This window comes from Plantactinospora sp. B24E8 (assembly GCF_039871735.1).
In the GTDB taxonomy this organism is placed as follows: Bacteria; Actinomycetota; Actinomycetes; order Mycobacteriales; family Micromonosporaceae; genus Plantactinospora.
Genome location: NZ_JBDPMH010000004.1, coordinates 413,175 through 430,518 on the forward strand (window position 1 = coordinate 413,175; position 17,344 = coordinate 430,518).

At 72.6% G+C, this 17,344-nt stretch carries 11 protein-coding genes, 1 pseudogene and 1 riboswitch; of the genes and pseudogenes, 4 read left to right on the forward strand and 8 right to left on the reverse strand.

The genetic code is table 11. From position 1 onward, the window contains the following. Nucleotides 1-287 precede the first annotated feature (287 nt). Nucleotides 288-1,469, forward strand: a complete 1,182-nt coding sequence (locus tag ABGB21_RS10050; protein WP_347653315.1) for an ABC transporter substrate-binding protein — start codon at nt 288-290, stop codon at nt 1,467-1,469. Between the two features lie 113 nt (nt 1,470-1,582). Next, nucleotides 1,583-3,214 (forward strand): hypothetical protein, encoded by a 1,632-nt coding sequence (locus tag ABGB21_RS10055; RefSeq protein ID WP_347677428.1) that lies wholly within the window; start codon nt 1,583-1,585, stop codon nt 3,212-3,214. A gap of 4 nt (nt 3,215-3,218) precedes the next feature. Here the strand turns inward: ABGB21_RS10055 and thiC are convergent, their stop codons facing one another. From thiC to thiE, 7 genes and pseudogenes are all read right to left on the reverse strand, one after another. Continuing rightward, a complete protein-coding gene (gene thiC, locus ABGB21_RS10060; RefSeq protein WP_347653313.1) occupies nt 3,219-4,811 on the reverse strand; it encodes a phosphomethylpyrimidine synthase ThiC in 1,593 nt (530 codons plus the stop codon). After that, the gene (thiD, locus tag ABGB21_RS10065) at nt 4,808-5,665 is read right to left on the reverse strand and encodes a bifunctional hydroxymethylpyrimidine kinase/phosphomethylpyrimidine kinase (protein WP_347653312.1); all 858 of its coding nucleotides are present in this window, start codon (nt 5,663-5,665) and stop codon (nt 4,808-4,810) included. Before thiD ends, thiC begins: the two co-directional genes overlap by 4 nt. Next, complete coding sequence (locus ABGB21_RS10070) at nt 5,662-6,321, reverse strand: thiamine phosphate synthase (protein WP_347653311.1); 660 nt, start codon at nt 6,319-6,321, stop codon at nt 5,662-5,664. Before ABGB21_RS10070 ends, thiD begins: the two co-directional genes overlap by 4 nt. Further along, entirely contained in the window at nt 6,318-7,124 is an 807-nt protein-coding gene (locus ABGB21_RS10075; RefSeq protein ID WP_347653310.1) for a thiazole synthase, read from the reverse strand. Before ABGB21_RS10075 ends, ABGB21_RS10070 begins: the two co-directional genes overlap by 4 nt. A gap of 5 nt (nt 7,125-7,129) precedes the next feature. Continuing rightward, on the reverse strand, nt 7,130-7,330 hold the full coding sequence (gene thiS, locus ABGB21_RS10080) for a sulfur carrier protein ThiS (RefSeq protein ID WP_347653309.1): 201 nt from the start codon (nt 7,328-7,330) through the stop codon (nt 7,130-7,132). Between the two features lie 20 nt (nt 7,331-7,350). After that, nucleotides 7,351-8,511, reverse strand: coding sequence for a glycine oxidase ThiO (gene thiO / locus ABGB21_RS10085; protein WP_347677430.1), 1,161 nt, complete (start codon nt 8,509-8,511; stop codon nt 7,351-7,353). 134 nt (nt 8,512-8,645) lie between these two features. Continuing rightward, nucleotides 8,646-9,263 (reverse strand): annotated as a pseudogene (thiE, locus tag ABGB21_RS10090) (thiamine phosphate synthase); the annotation flags it as partial. Further along, a riboswitch (TPP riboswitch) is annotated at nt 9,258-9,366 on the reverse strand. It overlaps the preceding pseudogene by 6 nt. Nucleotides 9,367-9,857: 491 nt before the next feature. Between thiE and ABGB21_RS10095 the strand changes: the two are divergent. Continuing rightward, the gene (locus ABGB21_RS10095) at nt 9,858-15,605 is read left to right on the forward strand and encodes a ThuA domain-containing protein (protein WP_347677452.1); all 5,748 of its coding nucleotides are present in this window, start codon (nt 9,858-9,860) and stop codon (nt 15,603-15,605) included. A 102-nt stretch (nt 15,606-15,707) separates the two neighbouring features. Further along, on the forward strand, nt 15,708-16,271 hold the full coding sequence (locus tag ABGB21_RS10100; RefSeq protein WP_347653307.1) for a hypothetical protein: 564 nt from the start codon (nt 15,708-15,710) through the stop codon (nt 16,269-16,271). 106 nt (nt 16,272-16,377) lie between these two features. Here ABGB21_RS10100 and ABGB21_RS10105 read toward each other — a convergent pair whose 3' ends face one another. Beyond that, nucleotides 16,378-17,325: an aldo/keto reductase gene (locus tag ABGB21_RS10105; RefSeq protein WP_347653414.1), complete on the reverse strand. Its 948-nt coding sequence runs from the start codon at nt 17,323-17,325 to the stop codon at nt 16,378-16,380. Nucleotides 17,326-17,344: the final 19 nt, after the last annotated feature.

The following is a 17,344-nucleotide window of genomic DNA, read 5'->3' on the forward strand; positions in this document are numbered from 1 at the left end:
ACAAACTGGCAAGCCTCTGATCAGGGCATGTATCGCCAGAGTGGTCGTTCGTATCTGTAAAGTTACGCCCCACCCGTACCCCCTCTTATCACTATGTGAGACCCGTCATCCCGAAACCAGCCCGGACTATCCCGCGCTTGACCCGGGAGCCCGGCATTGGCAAGGTTTTGCGGGTTTGAAGGCTTCGCGCGCACCGTACGGCATACCCGTCCTCACATCCATTGTGGAGGACGCTGTCGGCGACGCGGCCCGGCCCCCCACCCGCGCCGCATTCTTGGAGGACTGAGTTGAGGCCCATCCGCTCCGCGATACCCGCGCTACTCGCGTCGGTCATCATGGCGACCTCGCTGGCCGGATGCCAGTTCGGTGACGCCGAACAGGAGACCGGCGAAATCCTGATCGGCGCCGACCTGGAACTGTCCGGTGCGGCCGCACAGGTTGGCAAGGCCTACCAGCGTGCGCTGGAACTCAAGGTCGAACAGGTGAACAAGTCCGGTGTACTCGGTGGCCGGAAGCTCCGGCTGGACGTCCGGGACAACCGTTTCGACCAGAAGGTGTCGGAAAGCAACATCGGCGACTTCACCAGCAACCCGGCGGTCAACGCCATCATCATGGGCAGCTGCAACGAATGTGCCATCAGCGCGGCGAAAACCGTCAACGACAAGCGCGTACCGACCATCGCCCTGGCCCCCGCCAGCGAGGTCGCCGCCCCGGCCGTCGACCGCCGCTACATGTTCAAGCTGGGCCCCAACGCCCAGGACAACGCCGCCGCCCTGGTCTCCGAACTGACGACCCGCAAGGCCGAGCAGGTCGCCCTGCTGCACACCGACGACAAGTACGGACAGGAGGGACTGCGCACCCTCACCACCGAACTCGAGAAGGCCGACATCACCCTCGTCCGGGCCCGGGCCGTCCAGCCCACCGACACCGACGTCAGCCAGGCGGTCCGCGCCCTGCTCACCCCCGACCCCGACACGGTGATCGTCTGGACCCCGGCCGAGCAGGCCACCCTGGCCAGCGCCAGCCTGGCCGAGGCGAAGTTCACCGGCGACGTCTTCTTCGACGGGGTGGCCGCCGGTGACCTCTTCCTGGGCAGCGGTCCCCGCTCGGCGGAGAACACCACGATGGTCTTCACCCAGACCATGGCGATCGACGACGTGATCGCGACCACCCCGGCGAAGGCCGCCCGCAAGCAGTGGTTCCTGGACTACACCGCGCGGTTCGGCGGCTACTACGGCTACTCGTCGTTCGCCGCGGACGCCGTACAGCTGGTCGTGGACGCGATCCTCCGGGCCAGCGACCACGACGGCACGCCGAGTCGGGACACCGTCCGCGGTCTGCTGGAAACCTCGGAGACCGACGGACTCTCCGGCCCGATCCGGATGACCCCGGAGAACCACTCCGGGCTGATGCCGCAGGCACTCACCCTGCTGGTGGCCCGGGGCGGACGCTGGCGACTGGCCGGTTGACCGGTCGACGGGCGGGGTGGACGGTACGCCGTCCACCCCGCCCGTCTCGAGACTCTTCCTGGACCACCGACGCGGGTGGCGGGCCGGCCCACCGGATGCGTAACGTGCCCCGCATGGCCTTCCGGACCTGGGGCAAGGTGCTGCTGACCGCGCTCGGCATCGGGCTTGCCGCCGGTGCCGGCCAGCTCGGCATCGCGTACGGACTCGGTGTTGTCCGCTTCGACCGGGTGTTCGCGGCGACGCTGGCGAACCAGTGGCCGGCCCAGCTGGTCTGGGTCGGCTGGTTCGCCCTGGCCGCCACGGTGGCCGGCACGGTCGTCGCACACCGGCTCACCCAGCGGTACGACCTGCCGGACACGATCGGCACCCGCCTGGTCACCGCTGTCTCGGCGACGGTCGGCGCGCTCGTCGTCGCGCCGCTGTCCATGCGACCGGCCCGGACGGCGGAGGTCGCCGGAGTGGAGCCGGTCTCCGTGGTCGGCACCACGGCGCTGCTCGGCGCGGTCGTCGGGCTGGTCGTCGCGATCGCCACACTGCACTGGCGTACGGTCGCCCGCGATGTCGCCGTGTTTGTCGGATTCGGCTGGCTGCTCGCCCTCGTCTCGGTTCTGCCGTCCCTCGGCCCCACCGATCCGCTGCCCGCGGTACGCCTCGGTGTGCTGGACCCGGGTTGGCTGGACCACGGCACCGCCCAGCGACTCGCGGTGGTACTCCTGCCGGCGGCGGCACTGGTCGTCGGGGCGCTGCTCGGCGCACTGGCCCGTCGGGACGGGCACCCGGTGCCGGTGGTGGCCACCGCCGGTCTGGCCGGCCCGGCGACGTTCACCACCGTGTACCTGATCGCCGGTGCCGGTGATTCGACCGACGGCTACCAGGCGGCGCCGTACTGGGGGGCGCTGATCGCCGTCGCGGCCGGTGCCATCGGCGCCGGACTCGCCGCCGTGCTCCGCTGGCCCGCCGGTGTGGCGGAGACGGCGGACGGGGCGGATCCGGCGACCCCGAACCTCGACACCCCCGACGAGCCGACAGTGCCGATCGCCCGGGTCGACGGACCGACCACCAGGATCGGCGCGGTTGACCCGCCGACGGTGACGATCGCCCCGGTTGGCGGAGCGGACGCCGGGGACGACGAACCGACGGCGCCACCCGCGACAGCGACGGCGCCCGCCGGTCCGGAGCCGACGTCCGCAGCAACGCCGACACCGGTCGATCCGGAGCGGGCCGTCGTTCTGCAGGCGTCCGACCAGGGGGTCGATAAGGCACCGACGGACCGGGGTGGGCCGGGCGACGACCAGGACCGGGCCGGATCGCCCGGCCGGGTCCGGCGCGGTCTGTTCCGCCGCAACCGGTCCGGCCAGCCGGCCGGGTCCGAGCAGCCGTCGGCATCCGGCCAGCCGTCGGCATCCGGCCAGCCGTCGGCATCCGAGCAGCCGTCGGCATCCGGGCAGCCGGCCGGGTCCGACCAGCCGGCCCCATCCGACCAGCCCAACGGGTCCGACCTGCCGTCCGCGTCCGACCAGCCATCGGCGCCCGAGCCGACCGGGGAGCGGGCGTCCGGGCCCGGCGTACCCGGCCAGCGGCAGCCGCGCCGACGCGGGCGGTCGGACGAACCGGTGCCGGCCCGCGACGAGGAGTACGTCGACTGGGTCAGCGGCCTGAGCCGGCCCGACCCGACCGAACGGCTGGACGGGGGCGACGGCGGGCGGCGGACGTTACGCCAGCCCGGCCGTCACCACGCCGACTGACCGGTCAGGCCATCGGGAGATAGACCCGTCCGCCCGACTCCAGGAACTCGGAGGACTTCTCCTTCATGCCCTGGGCGGCGTACTCCTTCAACTCCTGGGTGATCTTCATCGAGCAGAACTTGGGGCCGCACATCGAACAGAAGTGTGCGGTCTTGGCGGGCGCCGCCGGCAGGGTCGCGTCGTGGTACGACCGCGCCGTCTCCGGATCCAGCGAGAGGTTGAACTGGTCCTCCCAGCGGAACTCGAACCGGGCCTTGGAGAGCGCGTCGTCCCAGGCCTGGGCCCCCGGGTGCCCCTTCGCCAGGTCGGCCGCGTGCGCCGCGATCTTGTACGCGATCACGCCCGCCTTCACGTCGTCCCGGTCCGGCAGCCCCAGGTGCTCCTTCGGGGTGACGTAACAGAGCATCGCGGTGCCGTACATGCCGATCATCGCGGCGCCGATCGCCGAGGTGATGTGGTCGTACGCCGGGGCGATGTCCGTGGTCAGCGGCCCGAGGGTGTAGAACGGCGCCTCGTGGCAGACCTCCTGCTGCAGGTCGACGTTCTCCTTGATCTTGTGCATCGGCACGTGGCCGGGCCCCTCGATCATCACCTGTACGTCGTGCTCCCACGCCACCGTGGTCAGCTCGCCGAGGGTACGCAGTTCCGCGAACTGCGCCTCGTCGTTCGCGTCCGCGATCGAGCCGGGACGCAGCCCGTCACCGAGCGAGAACGTGACGTCGTACCGGGCGAGGATCTCGCAGAGCTCGGCGAAGTGGGTGTAGAGGAAGTTCTCCCGGTGGTGGGCCAGACACCAGGCGGCCATGATGGAGCCGCCCCGGGAGACGATGCCGGTGACCCGGTTGACCGCCAGCGGCACGTACGCCAGCCGTACCCCGGCGTGCACGGTCATGTAGTCGACGCCCTGCTCCGCCTGCTCGATGACGGTGTCCCGGAACACCTCCCAGGAGAGCTTGACCGGGTCACCGTCGACCTTCTCCAGCGCCTGGTAGATCGGGACCGTCCCGATCGGCACCGGCGAGTTGCGGACGATCGCCTCCCGGGTCTCGTGGATCCGCTTGCCGGTGGAGAGGTCCATCACGGTGTCCGCGCCCCACCGGGTCGCCCAGGTCAGCTTCTCCACCTCCTCGGCGACCGAGGAGGTGACCGCGGAGGTGCCGATGTTGGCGTTCACCTTCACCAGGAACGCCTTGCCGATGATCGCCGGCTCGCACTCCGGGTGGTTGACGTTGAGCGGCAGCACCGCCCGACCGGCGGCGATCTCGTCCCGGACGAACTCGGCCGGCATCTGCTCCCGGATCGCCACGAACTCCATCTCCGGGGTGACGATCCCGGCCCGGGCGTACGCGAGCTGGGTGGGACGGGCGTCGTCCCGGCCGGCGAGCGGGCTGCCGGCGCCCCGGACCGGGGCGACGTCGCCGCGTTCCGCGATCCACGTGCCGCGCAACGGCGGCAGTCCCACGGCGGGGTCCGATCCCGGGCCCGACGTGTCGTACAACCGGACCGGGGGTTCGTCCCCGGTCAGGTCCACCTCGGCGAACGGGACCCGGATGTCCGGCCGGCTTCCCTCGACGTACACCTTGCGACGAGCCTTCACGCGCCCCACCTCTCTCCTGACGGACCTGTCCGGTCCACCGTCGGCTCCCCACCGGACCATCCGTGGTGGTCCAGCGGTCCGTGGCCGCCGCCGAGCTCCCAGTTCCGGGAGCCGCGCAGCGCACGGTTGACGTACTCCTTGGCGAAGGCCACCGCCGCCGGCACCTCGGCACCGAGGGCGAGCCGGGCGGCGATCGCGGCCGAGAAGGAACAGCCGGTGCCGTGGGTGTTCCGGGTCGGCACCCACGGTCCACGCAGCAGCCGTACCCCGGCGCCGGTCCAGAGCGCGTCGACCGCGCTCTCCGGGACGGCGTCCGCGCCGGTCGCCTCCGCGTCCCCGCCGGTCACCACCACGTACCGGGTGCCCCGGTCGGCGAGCTGCCGGGCCGCCTCCGCCATCTCGTCCGGGGTCCGGACCGGCCAGCCGAGCAGCGCCGAGGCCTCCGCCCGGTTCGGCGTCGCGACCAGGGCATACGGCAGCAGCCGGGCGACCGCCTCCGCCGCGCCGAGCCGGTGTCCACTGGTCGAGACGAGCACCGGGTCGACGACCAGGTTCGGCAGCAGGCCGGCGCGGGCCGCCTCCGCCACCGCCTCGGCAACCGCCGCGCCGCCGAGCATGCCGGTCTTCACCGCCAGCGGCGGCAGGTCCTCGACGACGGCGGTCAGCTGCTCGGTCACCATCTCGGCGGAGACCGGGGAAACGGCGCGGACCGCCCGGGTGTTCTGCGCGGTGATCGCGGTCAGCACCGAGGTGCCGTAGACCCCGAGCGCCGCGAAGACCTTCAGGTCGGCCTGGATGCCGGCGCCCGCGCCGGAGTCCGAGCCGGCCACGGTCAGCGCCACCGGCGGGGTCACCGGATGCCTCCGCCGACGCCCGCCGGTGCCGGCGGGGCGTCCGGGGTCTGGTCCGCCACCCCGGCCCCGGCCGCCGCGCACAGGGCGTCGACCACGTCCGCCGGGTCGTCGGCGCGCATCACCGCGCCCATCACCGCCACCCCGACCGCCCCGGCGGCCAGGCAGTCGGCGACCTGTCCGGGGGTGCCGACACCGCCGAGGGCGAGCGCCGGCACCGGGGTACGGGCGACCAGCCGGGCCAGTCCGGCCGGGGTCAGCGGCGGACCGTGGCCGGGCTTGGACGGGGTGGGGAAAACCGGCGACAGCGTGACGTAGTCCTCGGCGGAGAGACGCCGCAGCTCGGTCTCGTCGTGGCACGAGCGGCCGACCAGGCGCACCTCCGACGGCGGGTACGGCCCGGCGGCGGTCAGGTGCACCGCGTCGCCGCCGAGCGGGTCCGGGCCGGCGACCAGCAGTGTGCCGCCGACCGGGGCGAGCACCGCCCGCAACCGGTCAGCCAGGGTGCGCCGCTCGGTGTACGGCAGGTCCCGCTCGCGCAGCAGCACCCAGCGGGCACCGCCGTCGACCGCGTCCCGGATCACCTCGGGCAGTGGCCGGCGCGCCTGGCGGCGGTCGGTCACCACCACGACTCCACTCGGGACGCTGGTGCCGGTCACAGGTCGGGCCGCCCGTCGTCCGGGGTGGAGGCCAGGGCGTGGAACCGGCGCGGAATCCGACCGGCTCCGGCCGCCAGCCGGCCGGCCTCGACGGCGTGCCGCATCGCGGTGGCCATCCGTACCGGGTCGGCGGCCCGGGTCACCGCGCTGGCCAGCAGCACCCCGTCGCAGCCGAGTTCCATCGCCAGCGCGGCGTCGGAGGCGGTGCCGATGCCGGCGTCCAGGATCACCGGTACGTCGACGGCCTGCCGGAGCAGCCGGATCTGGTGCGGGTTGCCGATGCCGAGGCCGGAGCCGATCGGCGCGCCGGCCGGCATCACCGCGGCGCAGCCGAGGTCGGCGAGCCGCCGGGCCAGCACCGGGTCGTCGGTGGTGTACGGCAGCACGGTGAAGCCGTCGGCGACCAGCTGTTCGGCGGCGGCGACCAGTTCGACCGCGTCCGGCAGCAGGGTGCGCTCGTCGCCGATCACCTCGAGTTTGACCCAGGTGGTGTCGAACGCCTCCCGGGCCAGGTGCGCCGTGGTCACCGCCTCGGCGGCGGTACGACAGCCGGCGGTGTTCGGCAGCAGCCGTACCCCGCACCGGCCGAGTACGTCGAGCAGCCCGCCGCCCATCGTCGCGCCGCTGTCGATCCGGCGCAGTGCGACGGTGACCAGTTGGCTGCCGCTGGCCCGGATCGCCTGCTCCAGCGCGTACGGGCTGCTGGCCCCGCCGGTGCCGAGGATGAGCCGGGACCGGAACGTCTCGCCGCCGAGCCGGAACTCGTCGGTGGCGGTCTCTCCAGGTGTGGCCAGGGTCGTCATCCCGGTCACCCGCCCTGGGCCGCGGTCAGCACCTCGACCCGGTCCCCGTCCCGCAGGGTCCACGTCGGCCAGCCGGTACGCGGCACCACCTCGCCGTTGACCGCCACCGCCACGCCCTGGCTCTGCGGGGTGAGTTCGGTGACCAGGTCGGCCAGGGTCTTCTCGCCGGGCAGCCGGTGCCCGACTCCGTTGACGGTCAGTTCCATGTTTCCTCCCGGCTCTGGGACTACTCGGTATCGGGTCGCCCACCAGGGCCGACCCGGTCAGGGCCGATGCCGGCACGTCCGGACCGGCCGGGGTTCGGCGGGCCGAACCGGTCCGGGGCGAACGGGGCGAGCAGTGGATCGGGCACCCCGGTCACCAGCAGGTCGGCGACCAGGTCGGCGGTGAGCGGGGTGAGGACGATGCCGTGCCGGTAGTGGCCGCCGGCCACCAGCACCTCCGGCCGGCCGGGCAGCGGCCCGATCAGCGGCGCGTTGTCCGGGGTGCCGGGGCGCCGCCCGGCCCGCGCCTCCACCAGGTGGTACTCGCCCAGTTCCGGCAGCAGGTCGGTGGCGGCGCGGAGCAGTTCCAGCACGCCGGAGGCGGTGACGTCGAGGTCGCCGCGTTCCTCGACGGTCGCCCCGACCACCACCTCGCCGTCGTGGCGGGGCACCAGGTAGACGTCGCGTCCGTCGACGTACCCGTTGATGACGTGCCGGAAGCCGGGCGCTGCGCCGCCGGGCGCCCGCAGCCGCAGGACCTGGCCCTTCACCGGTCGGACCGGCAGGCCGGTGAGCTGGGCGGTACCGCAGCCGGCGGCGACCACCACCCGGGCCCCGGCCGCGGTCATCTCGTCGAGGCTGCCGACCGGTCGGGGCAGCACCGTCGCCCCGGCGGCGGCGACCGCGACCCGCAGCGCGGCCACCAGCCGGCGGGGATCCACCTGGTGGTCGCCGGGCGCGTAGGCGCCGCCGCGCAACCGGGTCGCCAGCAGCGGCTCGCGGTCCCGCAGTTCGGCCGGCCGCAGCGGGGTGATCGGCAGGCCGAGTTCCCGCTGGTACGCCCAGAGCCGTTCCGCCTCGGCCAGGTCGTCGGCGGTGACCGCGACCGAGAGGGTGCCCTCGGTGCGGTAGCCGAGGTCGAGGCCGGTCCGTTCGGTCAACCGGGCGGCGAAGTCGGGCCAGCCGGCCGCCGAGGCGACCAGCAGCCGGGTCAGCGCCCGCTCGCCGAAGTGCGCCTCGGAGACCGGGGCGAGCATGCCGGCGGCGACGTCGGCGGCACCCGAGCCGGGGTCCGGGTCGTGGACGGTGACCCGCATGCCCCGCTCGGCACACCGCCAGGCGGTGGCCAGCCCGATCGGGCCGGCACCGATCACCACGACGTCGGGAGAGCCGCCGGTCAGCATGTCGCCACTCCGGTGGAGTGCGCGTCGGCGCCTCCCCCGGGTGGCGAATGTCGGTCGGCTCCGGCCGCTGGCCCGGCGGCCGGCTCCGGCGGGACGGCGGCCGGCAGCGTCGGCTCAGTCGGCAGCGGCGCACGCAGGGCGGCGAGCAGTTCGGCGGTGGCCCGGGCCGGGTCGACGGCGACGGAGAGCGCACCGACCACCGCCACCCCGTACGCCCCGGCGGCGCGCAGCGCCGGCACCTGGGCGGCGGTGATGCCACCGATCGCGATCACCGGGACCGGTACCACCGAGGCGACCCGGCGGATCCCGGCCGGTCCGATCGCGTTCGGCAGCCCGTCCTTGGTACGGGTCGGGTAACACGGGCCGACCCCGAGATAGGTGGCCCCGGCGGCGACGGCGGCGAGACCGGTCTGCGGGTCCCGGGCGGTCGCGCCGAGTACGGCCGTCGGACCGAGCACCCGCCGGGCGGCGTCGACCGGCAGGTCCAGGGCGCCGACGTGCCCGCCGTCGGCGCCGACCGCGAGCGCCACGTGCAGTCGGTCGTTGACCAGGCAGGTCGCTCCGGACCGGGCGCACCACGCGGAAATCTCTCGGGCCAGCTCGTACGCGGTCCGGTCGTCGACGCTGTCCTCGACCCTGATCTGCACGACCAGCTCCGGGCCAGCTACGGAGAGTGCCGCCCGAACCGTCGAGAGTGGATCCCGACCGGGCCGGGTGTCGGTGATGAGGTGGAGTCGACCGAGAGACGACATGGCAACGCTCCTCCCTGCGCCGGCATTACCCGGATCAGGTTCGACGGTCGGGGGCTTCAGCCCCCCTCTCAGCCCGGTGCACCGGGCTCCCGTGGGTTACTTGCCGGCGACGATACGCGCTTCGTCACGCTGACGTAAAGCCCCGTGACCCAACGCACATCCACCGCGACCAATCGACAGACCCGGATGCATGGCCGCGACCAGCGTCGATGCCGGGACGGACCCGACATCCGGAGCGTCGACTTGGACCGTCCTATCCGGTAAGTCGCACGCCGTTACTCAACCGTTACCCGAATTAACCTCGCGGTCGTATTCCGGTACCCCCGGTACCCGCCCTAATTTGTTCAATGACAAGGCAGAATCCGGCCGGTCGGGGCCTCGGCGGGCCACGGTCGGCCCCGCACCCCGAGGCGGACCTTCGGCGAGCCGTACCCGGGATCCCCCGCTGTCCTCATCGGACGAAGGAGATCCTTCGTGGCAGTCCCGCGCCGCGTCCGCGGCACCCCCACCACTGACCGTGCATCCGGCCACCGTCGCAACCCCCTCACCCGCGCCCTGCTCGGCACCGCCGCCGCGGTGGCGCTGACCAGCACCATGCTGGTCGGCAGCCCGGCCTCGGCCGCACCGGCCGGGCAGCCACTCGCCGCACCGGCCCAGGCCCAGGCCCAGGCGGAGCCCTTCTCCGTGCTGGTCTTCTCCAAGACCGCGGGTTTCCGGCACGACTCCATCCCGGCGGGCATCGCCGCCATCCGGCAACTCGGCACGGAGCACGGCTTCGCCGTCGACGCGACCGAGGACGCCGGTGCCTTCACCGACGAGAACCTGGCCCGCTACCAGGCGGTCGTCTGGCTCTCCACCACCGGCGACGTACTCGACGCCAACCAGCAGGCGGCGTTCGAGCGGTACATCCGGGCCGGCGGCGGCTACGCCGGCGTGCACGCCGCCTCGGACACCGAGTACGACTGGCCCTGGTACGGCGACCTGGTCGGCGCGTACTTCGCGTCCCACCCGGCGAACCAGCAGGCCACCATCAAGGTCGAGGACCACGCGCACGAGTCCACGAAGTCGTTGCCGGACCAGTGGTCCCGGTACGACGAGTGGTACAACTTCCGAGAAAACCCGCGCGCCGACGTACACGTGCTGGCCTCGCTGGACGAGACCAGCTACTCCCCCGGCGCCGGGGCGATGGGGCAGGACCACCCGTTCGCCTGGTGCCAGGACTACGACGGCGGGCGGGCCTGGTACACGGCGGGTGGGCACACCCAGCAGTCGTACGCCGAACCGGAGTTCCTGGCCCACCTGCTCGGCGGCATCCAGACCGCGGCCGGCGTGGTCGACGCCGACTGCGCCGCCTCGCTGACCAGCAGCTTCGAGAAGGTGACGCTGGACAGCAACACCAGCAACCCGATGGAACTGGACGTGGCGCCGGACGGCCGGGTCTTCTACGTCGAGCGGGACGGTCGGGTCCAGATCGTCAAGCCGGACACCGGCACCACGGTCACCGCCATCGACCTCGACGTCTTCACCGGCAACGAGGACGGCCTGATCGGCATCCGCCTCGACCCGGACTTCGCCACCAACCGGTGGGTGTACCTGTACTACGCACCCAACGACGGCACCCCACACAACTTCCTCTCCCGGTTCACGGTCGTCGGTGACACCCTCGACCCGGCCAGCGAGAAGGTCGTGCTGACCGTCGACACCCAGCGCAACACCTGCTGCCACGCGGGCGGCAGCATGACCTTCGACAGCGCGGGCAACCTCTACCTGGCGACCGGGGACAACACCAACCCGTTCGAGTCGAACGGCTACAGCCCGCTCGACGAGCGGCCCGGCCGGCAGGACTACGACGCCCAACGCACCTCCGGCAACACCAACGACCTGCGCGGCAAGGTGCTCCGGATCCACCCGGAGGACGACGGGACGTACACCGTCCCGGAGGGCAACCTGTTCCCGCCGGGCACGGAGAAGACCCGACCGGAGATCTTCGCGATGGGCTTCCGGAACCCGTTCCGGATCGGCGTCGACCCCGGCACCGACACGCTCTACGTCGCGGACTACGGCCCGGACGCCGGCTCGGCGAACCCGGACCGTGGGCCGGGCAACACCGTCGAGTGGAACATCGTCGGGCAGGCCGGAAACTACGGCTGGCCGTACTGCGTCGGCGCCAACGCCGCCTACCGGGAGTTCACCTTCCCGTCCGGGCCGGCCGGTGCCGCGTACGACTGTGCCGCACCGGTGAACAACTCGCCGAACAACACCGGTCTGACCAACCTGCCGCCGGCGATCCCGGCCACCGTGGACTACGACTACAACGGCAACCCGGAGTTCCCGGAGCTGGGCGGCGGCGGGGCGCCGATGGGTGGACCGGTCTACCGGTACGACCCGGAGAACCCCTCCGACCGCAAGTGGCCGGCGTACTTCGACGGCAAGGCGATGGTCGGCGAGTGGAACCAGAACAAGATGTACACCTTCCAGGTCAGCCAGGACGGCCGGTCGCTTGTGGACATCAACCAGCTGCTCGCCGGGATGACCTTCGTCCGGCCGATGGACTTCGAGTTCGGGCCGGACGGCGCGTTGTACCTGATCGAGTGGGGCAGCGGGTTCGGCGGCAACAACGACAACTCGGGGGTCTACCGGATCGACTACATCGCCGGTGACCGGGCCCCGATCGCGGTCGCCGAGGGTACGCCCACCTCCGGCCCGTCGCCGCTCACCGTGGCCTTCAGCAGCGAGGGCTCCCGAGACCCGGACGGCGGACCGCTCACGTACGCCTGGACGTTCGGGGACGGCGGCAGCTCGACCGAGGCCAACCCGACGCACACGTACGCCGCACCGGGCAACTACAACGCGCAGCTCACCGTCACCAACGACGGCGGCCGGACCGCGGTGGCGAACGTGCCGATCACGGTCGGCAACACCGCCCCGACGGTGACCATCGAGTTTCCGCCGGAGGGTGGCTTCTTCTACTGGGGCGACCAGGTCCGGTACACGGTCACGGTGACCGACCCGGAAGAGGAAACGATCGACTGCGACCGGGTGAAGCTGCAGTACTACCTGGGTCACGACGAGCACGCCCACCCGCTCGACGAGTACACCGGCTGCACGGGCCTGGTGCAGACCTCGCTCGCCGCCGGGCACGGCGAGGACGCCGACATCTTCGCGGTCTTCGAGGCGACGTACACCGACGGCGGCGGCGCCGGCGGCTCCAACGCGCTGACCGGCCGGGCGATCGAGGTGTTGCAGCCGAAGCGGAAGCAGGCGGAGTACTTCGCCGCCACCGGCCGCGCTCCCGGCGGGGTCGGCACCGGTGACCCCGGGGTGCAGAGCCAGGAGACCAGCGACCCGCAGGGCGGTTTCCAGAACATCGCCTTCATCGAGGACGGCGACTACTGGACGTTCGACCCGGCGAACCTGACCGGCATCGACGCGCTCCGGTTCCGGGCCTCCTCGGCCGGCGGCGGCGCGCAGATCGAGGTACGGGCCGGCGCGGCCGACGGTCCGCTGCTGACCACCGCCACCGTGCCGGACACCGGGGGCTGGCAGACCTGGGTCGACGCCACGGCACAACTGGCCACCCCGAGCACGGTGAGCGGACCGCTGTTCTTCGTGGCGAAGAACCCGGTCGGCTCGACCGGCACCGGCGCGATCCTCAACGTCAACTGGGTCGACTTCGTCGGCCGGGGCGTCACCGAGAACGCGCCTCCGGTGGTGTCGGTCAGCGCCGACCCGAGCACCGGCATCGCGCCGGTCCGGGTGGAGTTCGACGGCACCGCCACCGACGCCGAGGGCGACGACCTGACGTACGCCTGGGACTTCGGGGACGGCGGCACGGCGGACACCCTCGACGCGGCGCACACGTACACCGTGGCGGGGAACTTCGTGGCGACCCTGACCGTGACCGACGCCCGGGGCGCGCAGGCCTCGGCGTACGTCCCGGTCCGGGTGCAGGCACCGAACACCTCCTGCCTCGGGGCCCGCTCGGACGACTTCTCCGGCACCGAGCTGGACAAGTCGCGCTGGTCGACGGTGGTCCGGGAGAACCAGCTGTACGCGGTCCGGGACGGCAACCTGGCGCTGCCGACCTCGGTCGGCGACCTGTACGGCAGCCGTAACGACGCCACGAACCTGGTGCTGCAACCGGCGCCGGACGGCAGTTGGCAGGCCACCACCCGGGTCACCCTGGCCGTGGCGGCGAACTACCAGCAGGCCGGTCTGATCGTCTACGGCGACGACGACAACTACGCCAAGCTGGATCTGCTCTACAACGGCAGCCGGCGGATCGAGTTCATCCGGGAAACCGCCGGTACGCCGCGCAACGAGTCGGGCGACTCGGCGGCGGCACCGGCCGGTGACTCGGTCTACCTGCGGTTGACCAGCGACGGGACGAACCTGACCGCGGCGTTCTCGGCCGACGGGCAGACCTTCACCCCGGTCGGGCAGTCGGCCGCGCTGGCCGGCATCACCGAGCCGAAGGTGGGGCTGTTCGCCCTGAACGGCGGCACCGAGGCGCCGGTGGTCGACGCCGAGTTCGACCTGTTCCAGTTCTCGCCGGACGCCCCGGCCGGTCCGGTCACCCCGTCCGACGAGTTCACCGGCGACACGCTCGACCGGTGCCGGTGGGACGGCATCGTCCGGGAGGACCCGGCGGCGTACCGGGTCGCCGACGGCGCGCTGCACGTCGACGTGCCGAACGGTGACATCTACGGCACCGGCAACACCGACCCGACGAACTTCGTGCTGCAGACCGCGCCGGAAGGCGACTGGACCGTGCAGACGAAGGTCGACGGCAGCCTCTTCACCGAGCAGTACCAGCAGGCCGGCCTGATCGTGTACGGCGACGACGACAACTACCTGAAGTTCGACTTCATCGTCGACAACCAGGTGGGTCAGCCGTTGTCCCGGCGGATCGAGTTCCGCAGCGAGGTCGGCGGTACGGTGCAGAACCCGCAGCCGGAGGCGGCCGGCCTGGAGTCCTCGGTCTGGCACCTGCGGGTGGCGAAGGTCGGGGACACGTACACGGCGGCGTACTCGGCCGACGGTACGACCTGGTCGGAGCTGGCTCCGCTGACCAGCACCGCGGTCGGTGACACGCCGAAGGTGGGTCTGTTCAGCCTCGGTGGCGCGCAGACCGAGTCGAAGACCGTCTCGTTCGACTACTTCCGGCTCAGCACGGAGGTGGCCGACGAGGTCGCGCCGGTGACCACCGCCGAGGTGTCGGGGACCCCGACCGCCGGCTGGTACCCCGGTCCGGTCACGGTCACCCTCGCCGCCAGCGACAACAGCGGTGGCAGCGGGGTGGCGGGCACCGAGTACCAGCTCGACGGCGCGACCACCTGGACCGCGTACACCGAGCCGGTGGCGGTCAGCGGTGACGGTGACCACGAGCTGCGGTTCCGCTCGACGGACGAGGCGGGCAACGTCGAGGAGACGAAGTCCGTGGCGGTGCGGATCGACGCCACCGCGCCGGTCAGCAGCGCCTCCTTCGCACCGCCGACCGACGACGGCTGGCACGGCGGCGGCAGTGTCCCGGTGACGCTGACCTCGACCGACGCCGGTTCCGGGGTGGCCCTGCTGGAGTGGTCGCTGGACGGCGGCGCCTGGACGGCGTACACCGAGCCGGTGACCGTGACCGGGGACGGGCAGCACGAGCTGCTCTACCGGGCCACCGACGCGGCCGGGAACGTCGAGACGCTCAAGTCCGCGGTGCTGAAGATCGACGGGGTGAAGCCGACCGTCCTGGTCTCCGGGCTGGCCGACGGCCAGCTCTACGGGGACAGCCAGGACGTCCGGGTGAACTGGTCGGCGGTCGACCCGACGTCGGGGATCAAGGCGACGGTCGGCACGCTGGACGGTCGGCCGTACCAGCCGAACACCCTGCAGGCCATGTACGAGCTGCCGCTCGGCCTGCACGAGCTGACCGTGACCGCGACGGACAGGGCGGGCAACAGCACCACCTCGACCGTCCGGTTCTTCGTCACCACCTCGTTCCGGGACATGCAGCAACTGCTGGACCGGTTCAAGGCGACGGGTCGACTGTCGGCGAAGGCGCACAAGCAGTTGTCGGCCAAGCTCGACGCGGTCCGCCAGGCCGAGGCGAACGGCAACGACAACAAGGCGATCAAGCAGCTCGGCCAGTTCAAGGCGCTCGCCGCGGACACCGCGCTGGTGACGGAGGCGGAGATCCGGGACGTGCTGGTCCGGGACGCCGACGCGATGATCGTGCGGCTCGGCGGCGACCCCAGCGCCGCCGGCGTCCGGGCCAACGACGGCAAATCGGTGCAGGGCACCGGTCGGCTGGCCGGTGACCCGACCCGGATCCACCGGGGCGGCCGGCTCTAGGCAACGGTACGGGGGGCGGTCGTTCGGCCGCCCCCCGTACCACCACCGGGGCGGGACCTGGCCGGGTCCCGCCCCGGCACGCTTCGACGTGAGGAGTTACCGATGAGGTCACGGCACCGTCTCTCCCGGGTACCGGCGACGCTGCTCGTCACCCTGGTCGTCGCCGGGCTGGTGACGCTCGGACCGGCCGGACCGGCCGCCGCCCGGGACGGGAAACTCAGACTGGCGGTGGCCGGCGACGGCGCCACCGGCGTCACGGTCCAGCTCAGCTACGCCGACACCGGTGATCCGGTGGAGACCGGCCTGCGACTGGTGCTGCGGGCCACCGGCGAGGGCGGCCGGCAGGTCGGCCCGCTCCAGCTCGGTCCGGCCGGTGAGGGGCGGGGCTTCTACAGCAGTGGCCCGATCCTCACCCCGGGGCGCTGGGAGGTCAGCGTCAGGGCGCCGGAGCCCGACCCGGCCGAGGCGACGGTGGTGGTGCAGGCGCGTGCCCCGCAGTCGGCTCCGGCGGTGGTGGCGGACGCGCCGAAACGGTCCGAAGCCGACAGCGGTGGCAGCACCCGGAACCGGTGGCTGGTCGGGGCGGGGGTGGTGACCATGCTGGCCCTGGCCACGCTCGGCGTACTCGGGCTCCGCGCCCGCCGGTTCCCGGCCGACGGTGGGTAGCCGCCTCGGACCGCCCGACCACGCCATGACCCCGGCCGGGATCGGACCGCCGCTCCGGGAGCAGGCGACGGCCGTCCAGTCGGCCACCCCGGCGCGGCGCTCCGGGTCAGAGGAGGGCGCGCAGCGCGGAGAGGTCCTCGGCGGACGGCCGCCAACGGCCCGCCGCCGCGTTCGTCCGGACCTGCTCCGGGCTGGTGGCTCCGGCGATCACCGAGGTCACCGTGGGGAGGGCGGCCAGGCCGCCGATCGCCACCTCCACCATCGACAGTCCACGCTCGGCGGCGTACCTCTCGAGGGCCTCGATGGTGTCCCAGGGTGCGGTGGCGAGCCGCTGGGCGTACCGGGGCATGGATCCGGCGAGCCGGCTGCCGGCCGGCGGCTCGGCATCCCGCTGGTACTTGCCGGTGAGCAGACCGTCGGCGAGCGGGAAGAACGGCAGCACGCCGAGCCCGAACCGTTCGGCGGCCGGTACGACCTCGCGCTCCGCCTCCCGGTGCAGCAGGCTGTAGTGGTTCTGGGCGCTGACGAACGGGGTCCAGCCGTTGGTCCGGGCGGTCCAGTCGGCGTCGGCGATCTGCCACCCGGTGAAGTTGGAGTTGCCGAGGTAGCGCACCTTGCCGGCCCGGACCAGGTCGTCGAGGGCGCTCAGCGTCTCCTCGATCGGGGTGCCCGGATCCGGTTCGTGCATCTGGTAGAGGTCGATCCAGTCGGTGCCGAGCCGGCGCAGCGACGCCTCGACGGCCCGGACGACGTACCGGCGGGCACCCCGGGCGCCATGGTCCGGGCCGTTCAACCCGCCCATGTCCATGCCGAACTTGGTGGCCACCACGACGTCGTCCCGGCGCCCCCGCAGCGCCGCGCCCAACTGTTCCTCGGAGCCACCCTTCGGATCCCCGTAGATGTCCGCGGTGTCGAAGAAGTTGATGCCGGCGTCCAGGGCGGCGTCGACCACCGCCCGGGTGCCGGCGGTGTCCAACTTGCGGCCGAAGTTGTTGCAGCCGATCCCGACCACGGACACCACCAGCCCGGAGTCGCCCAGTCGGCGGTAGTTCATCTCACTCATAAGATCAACT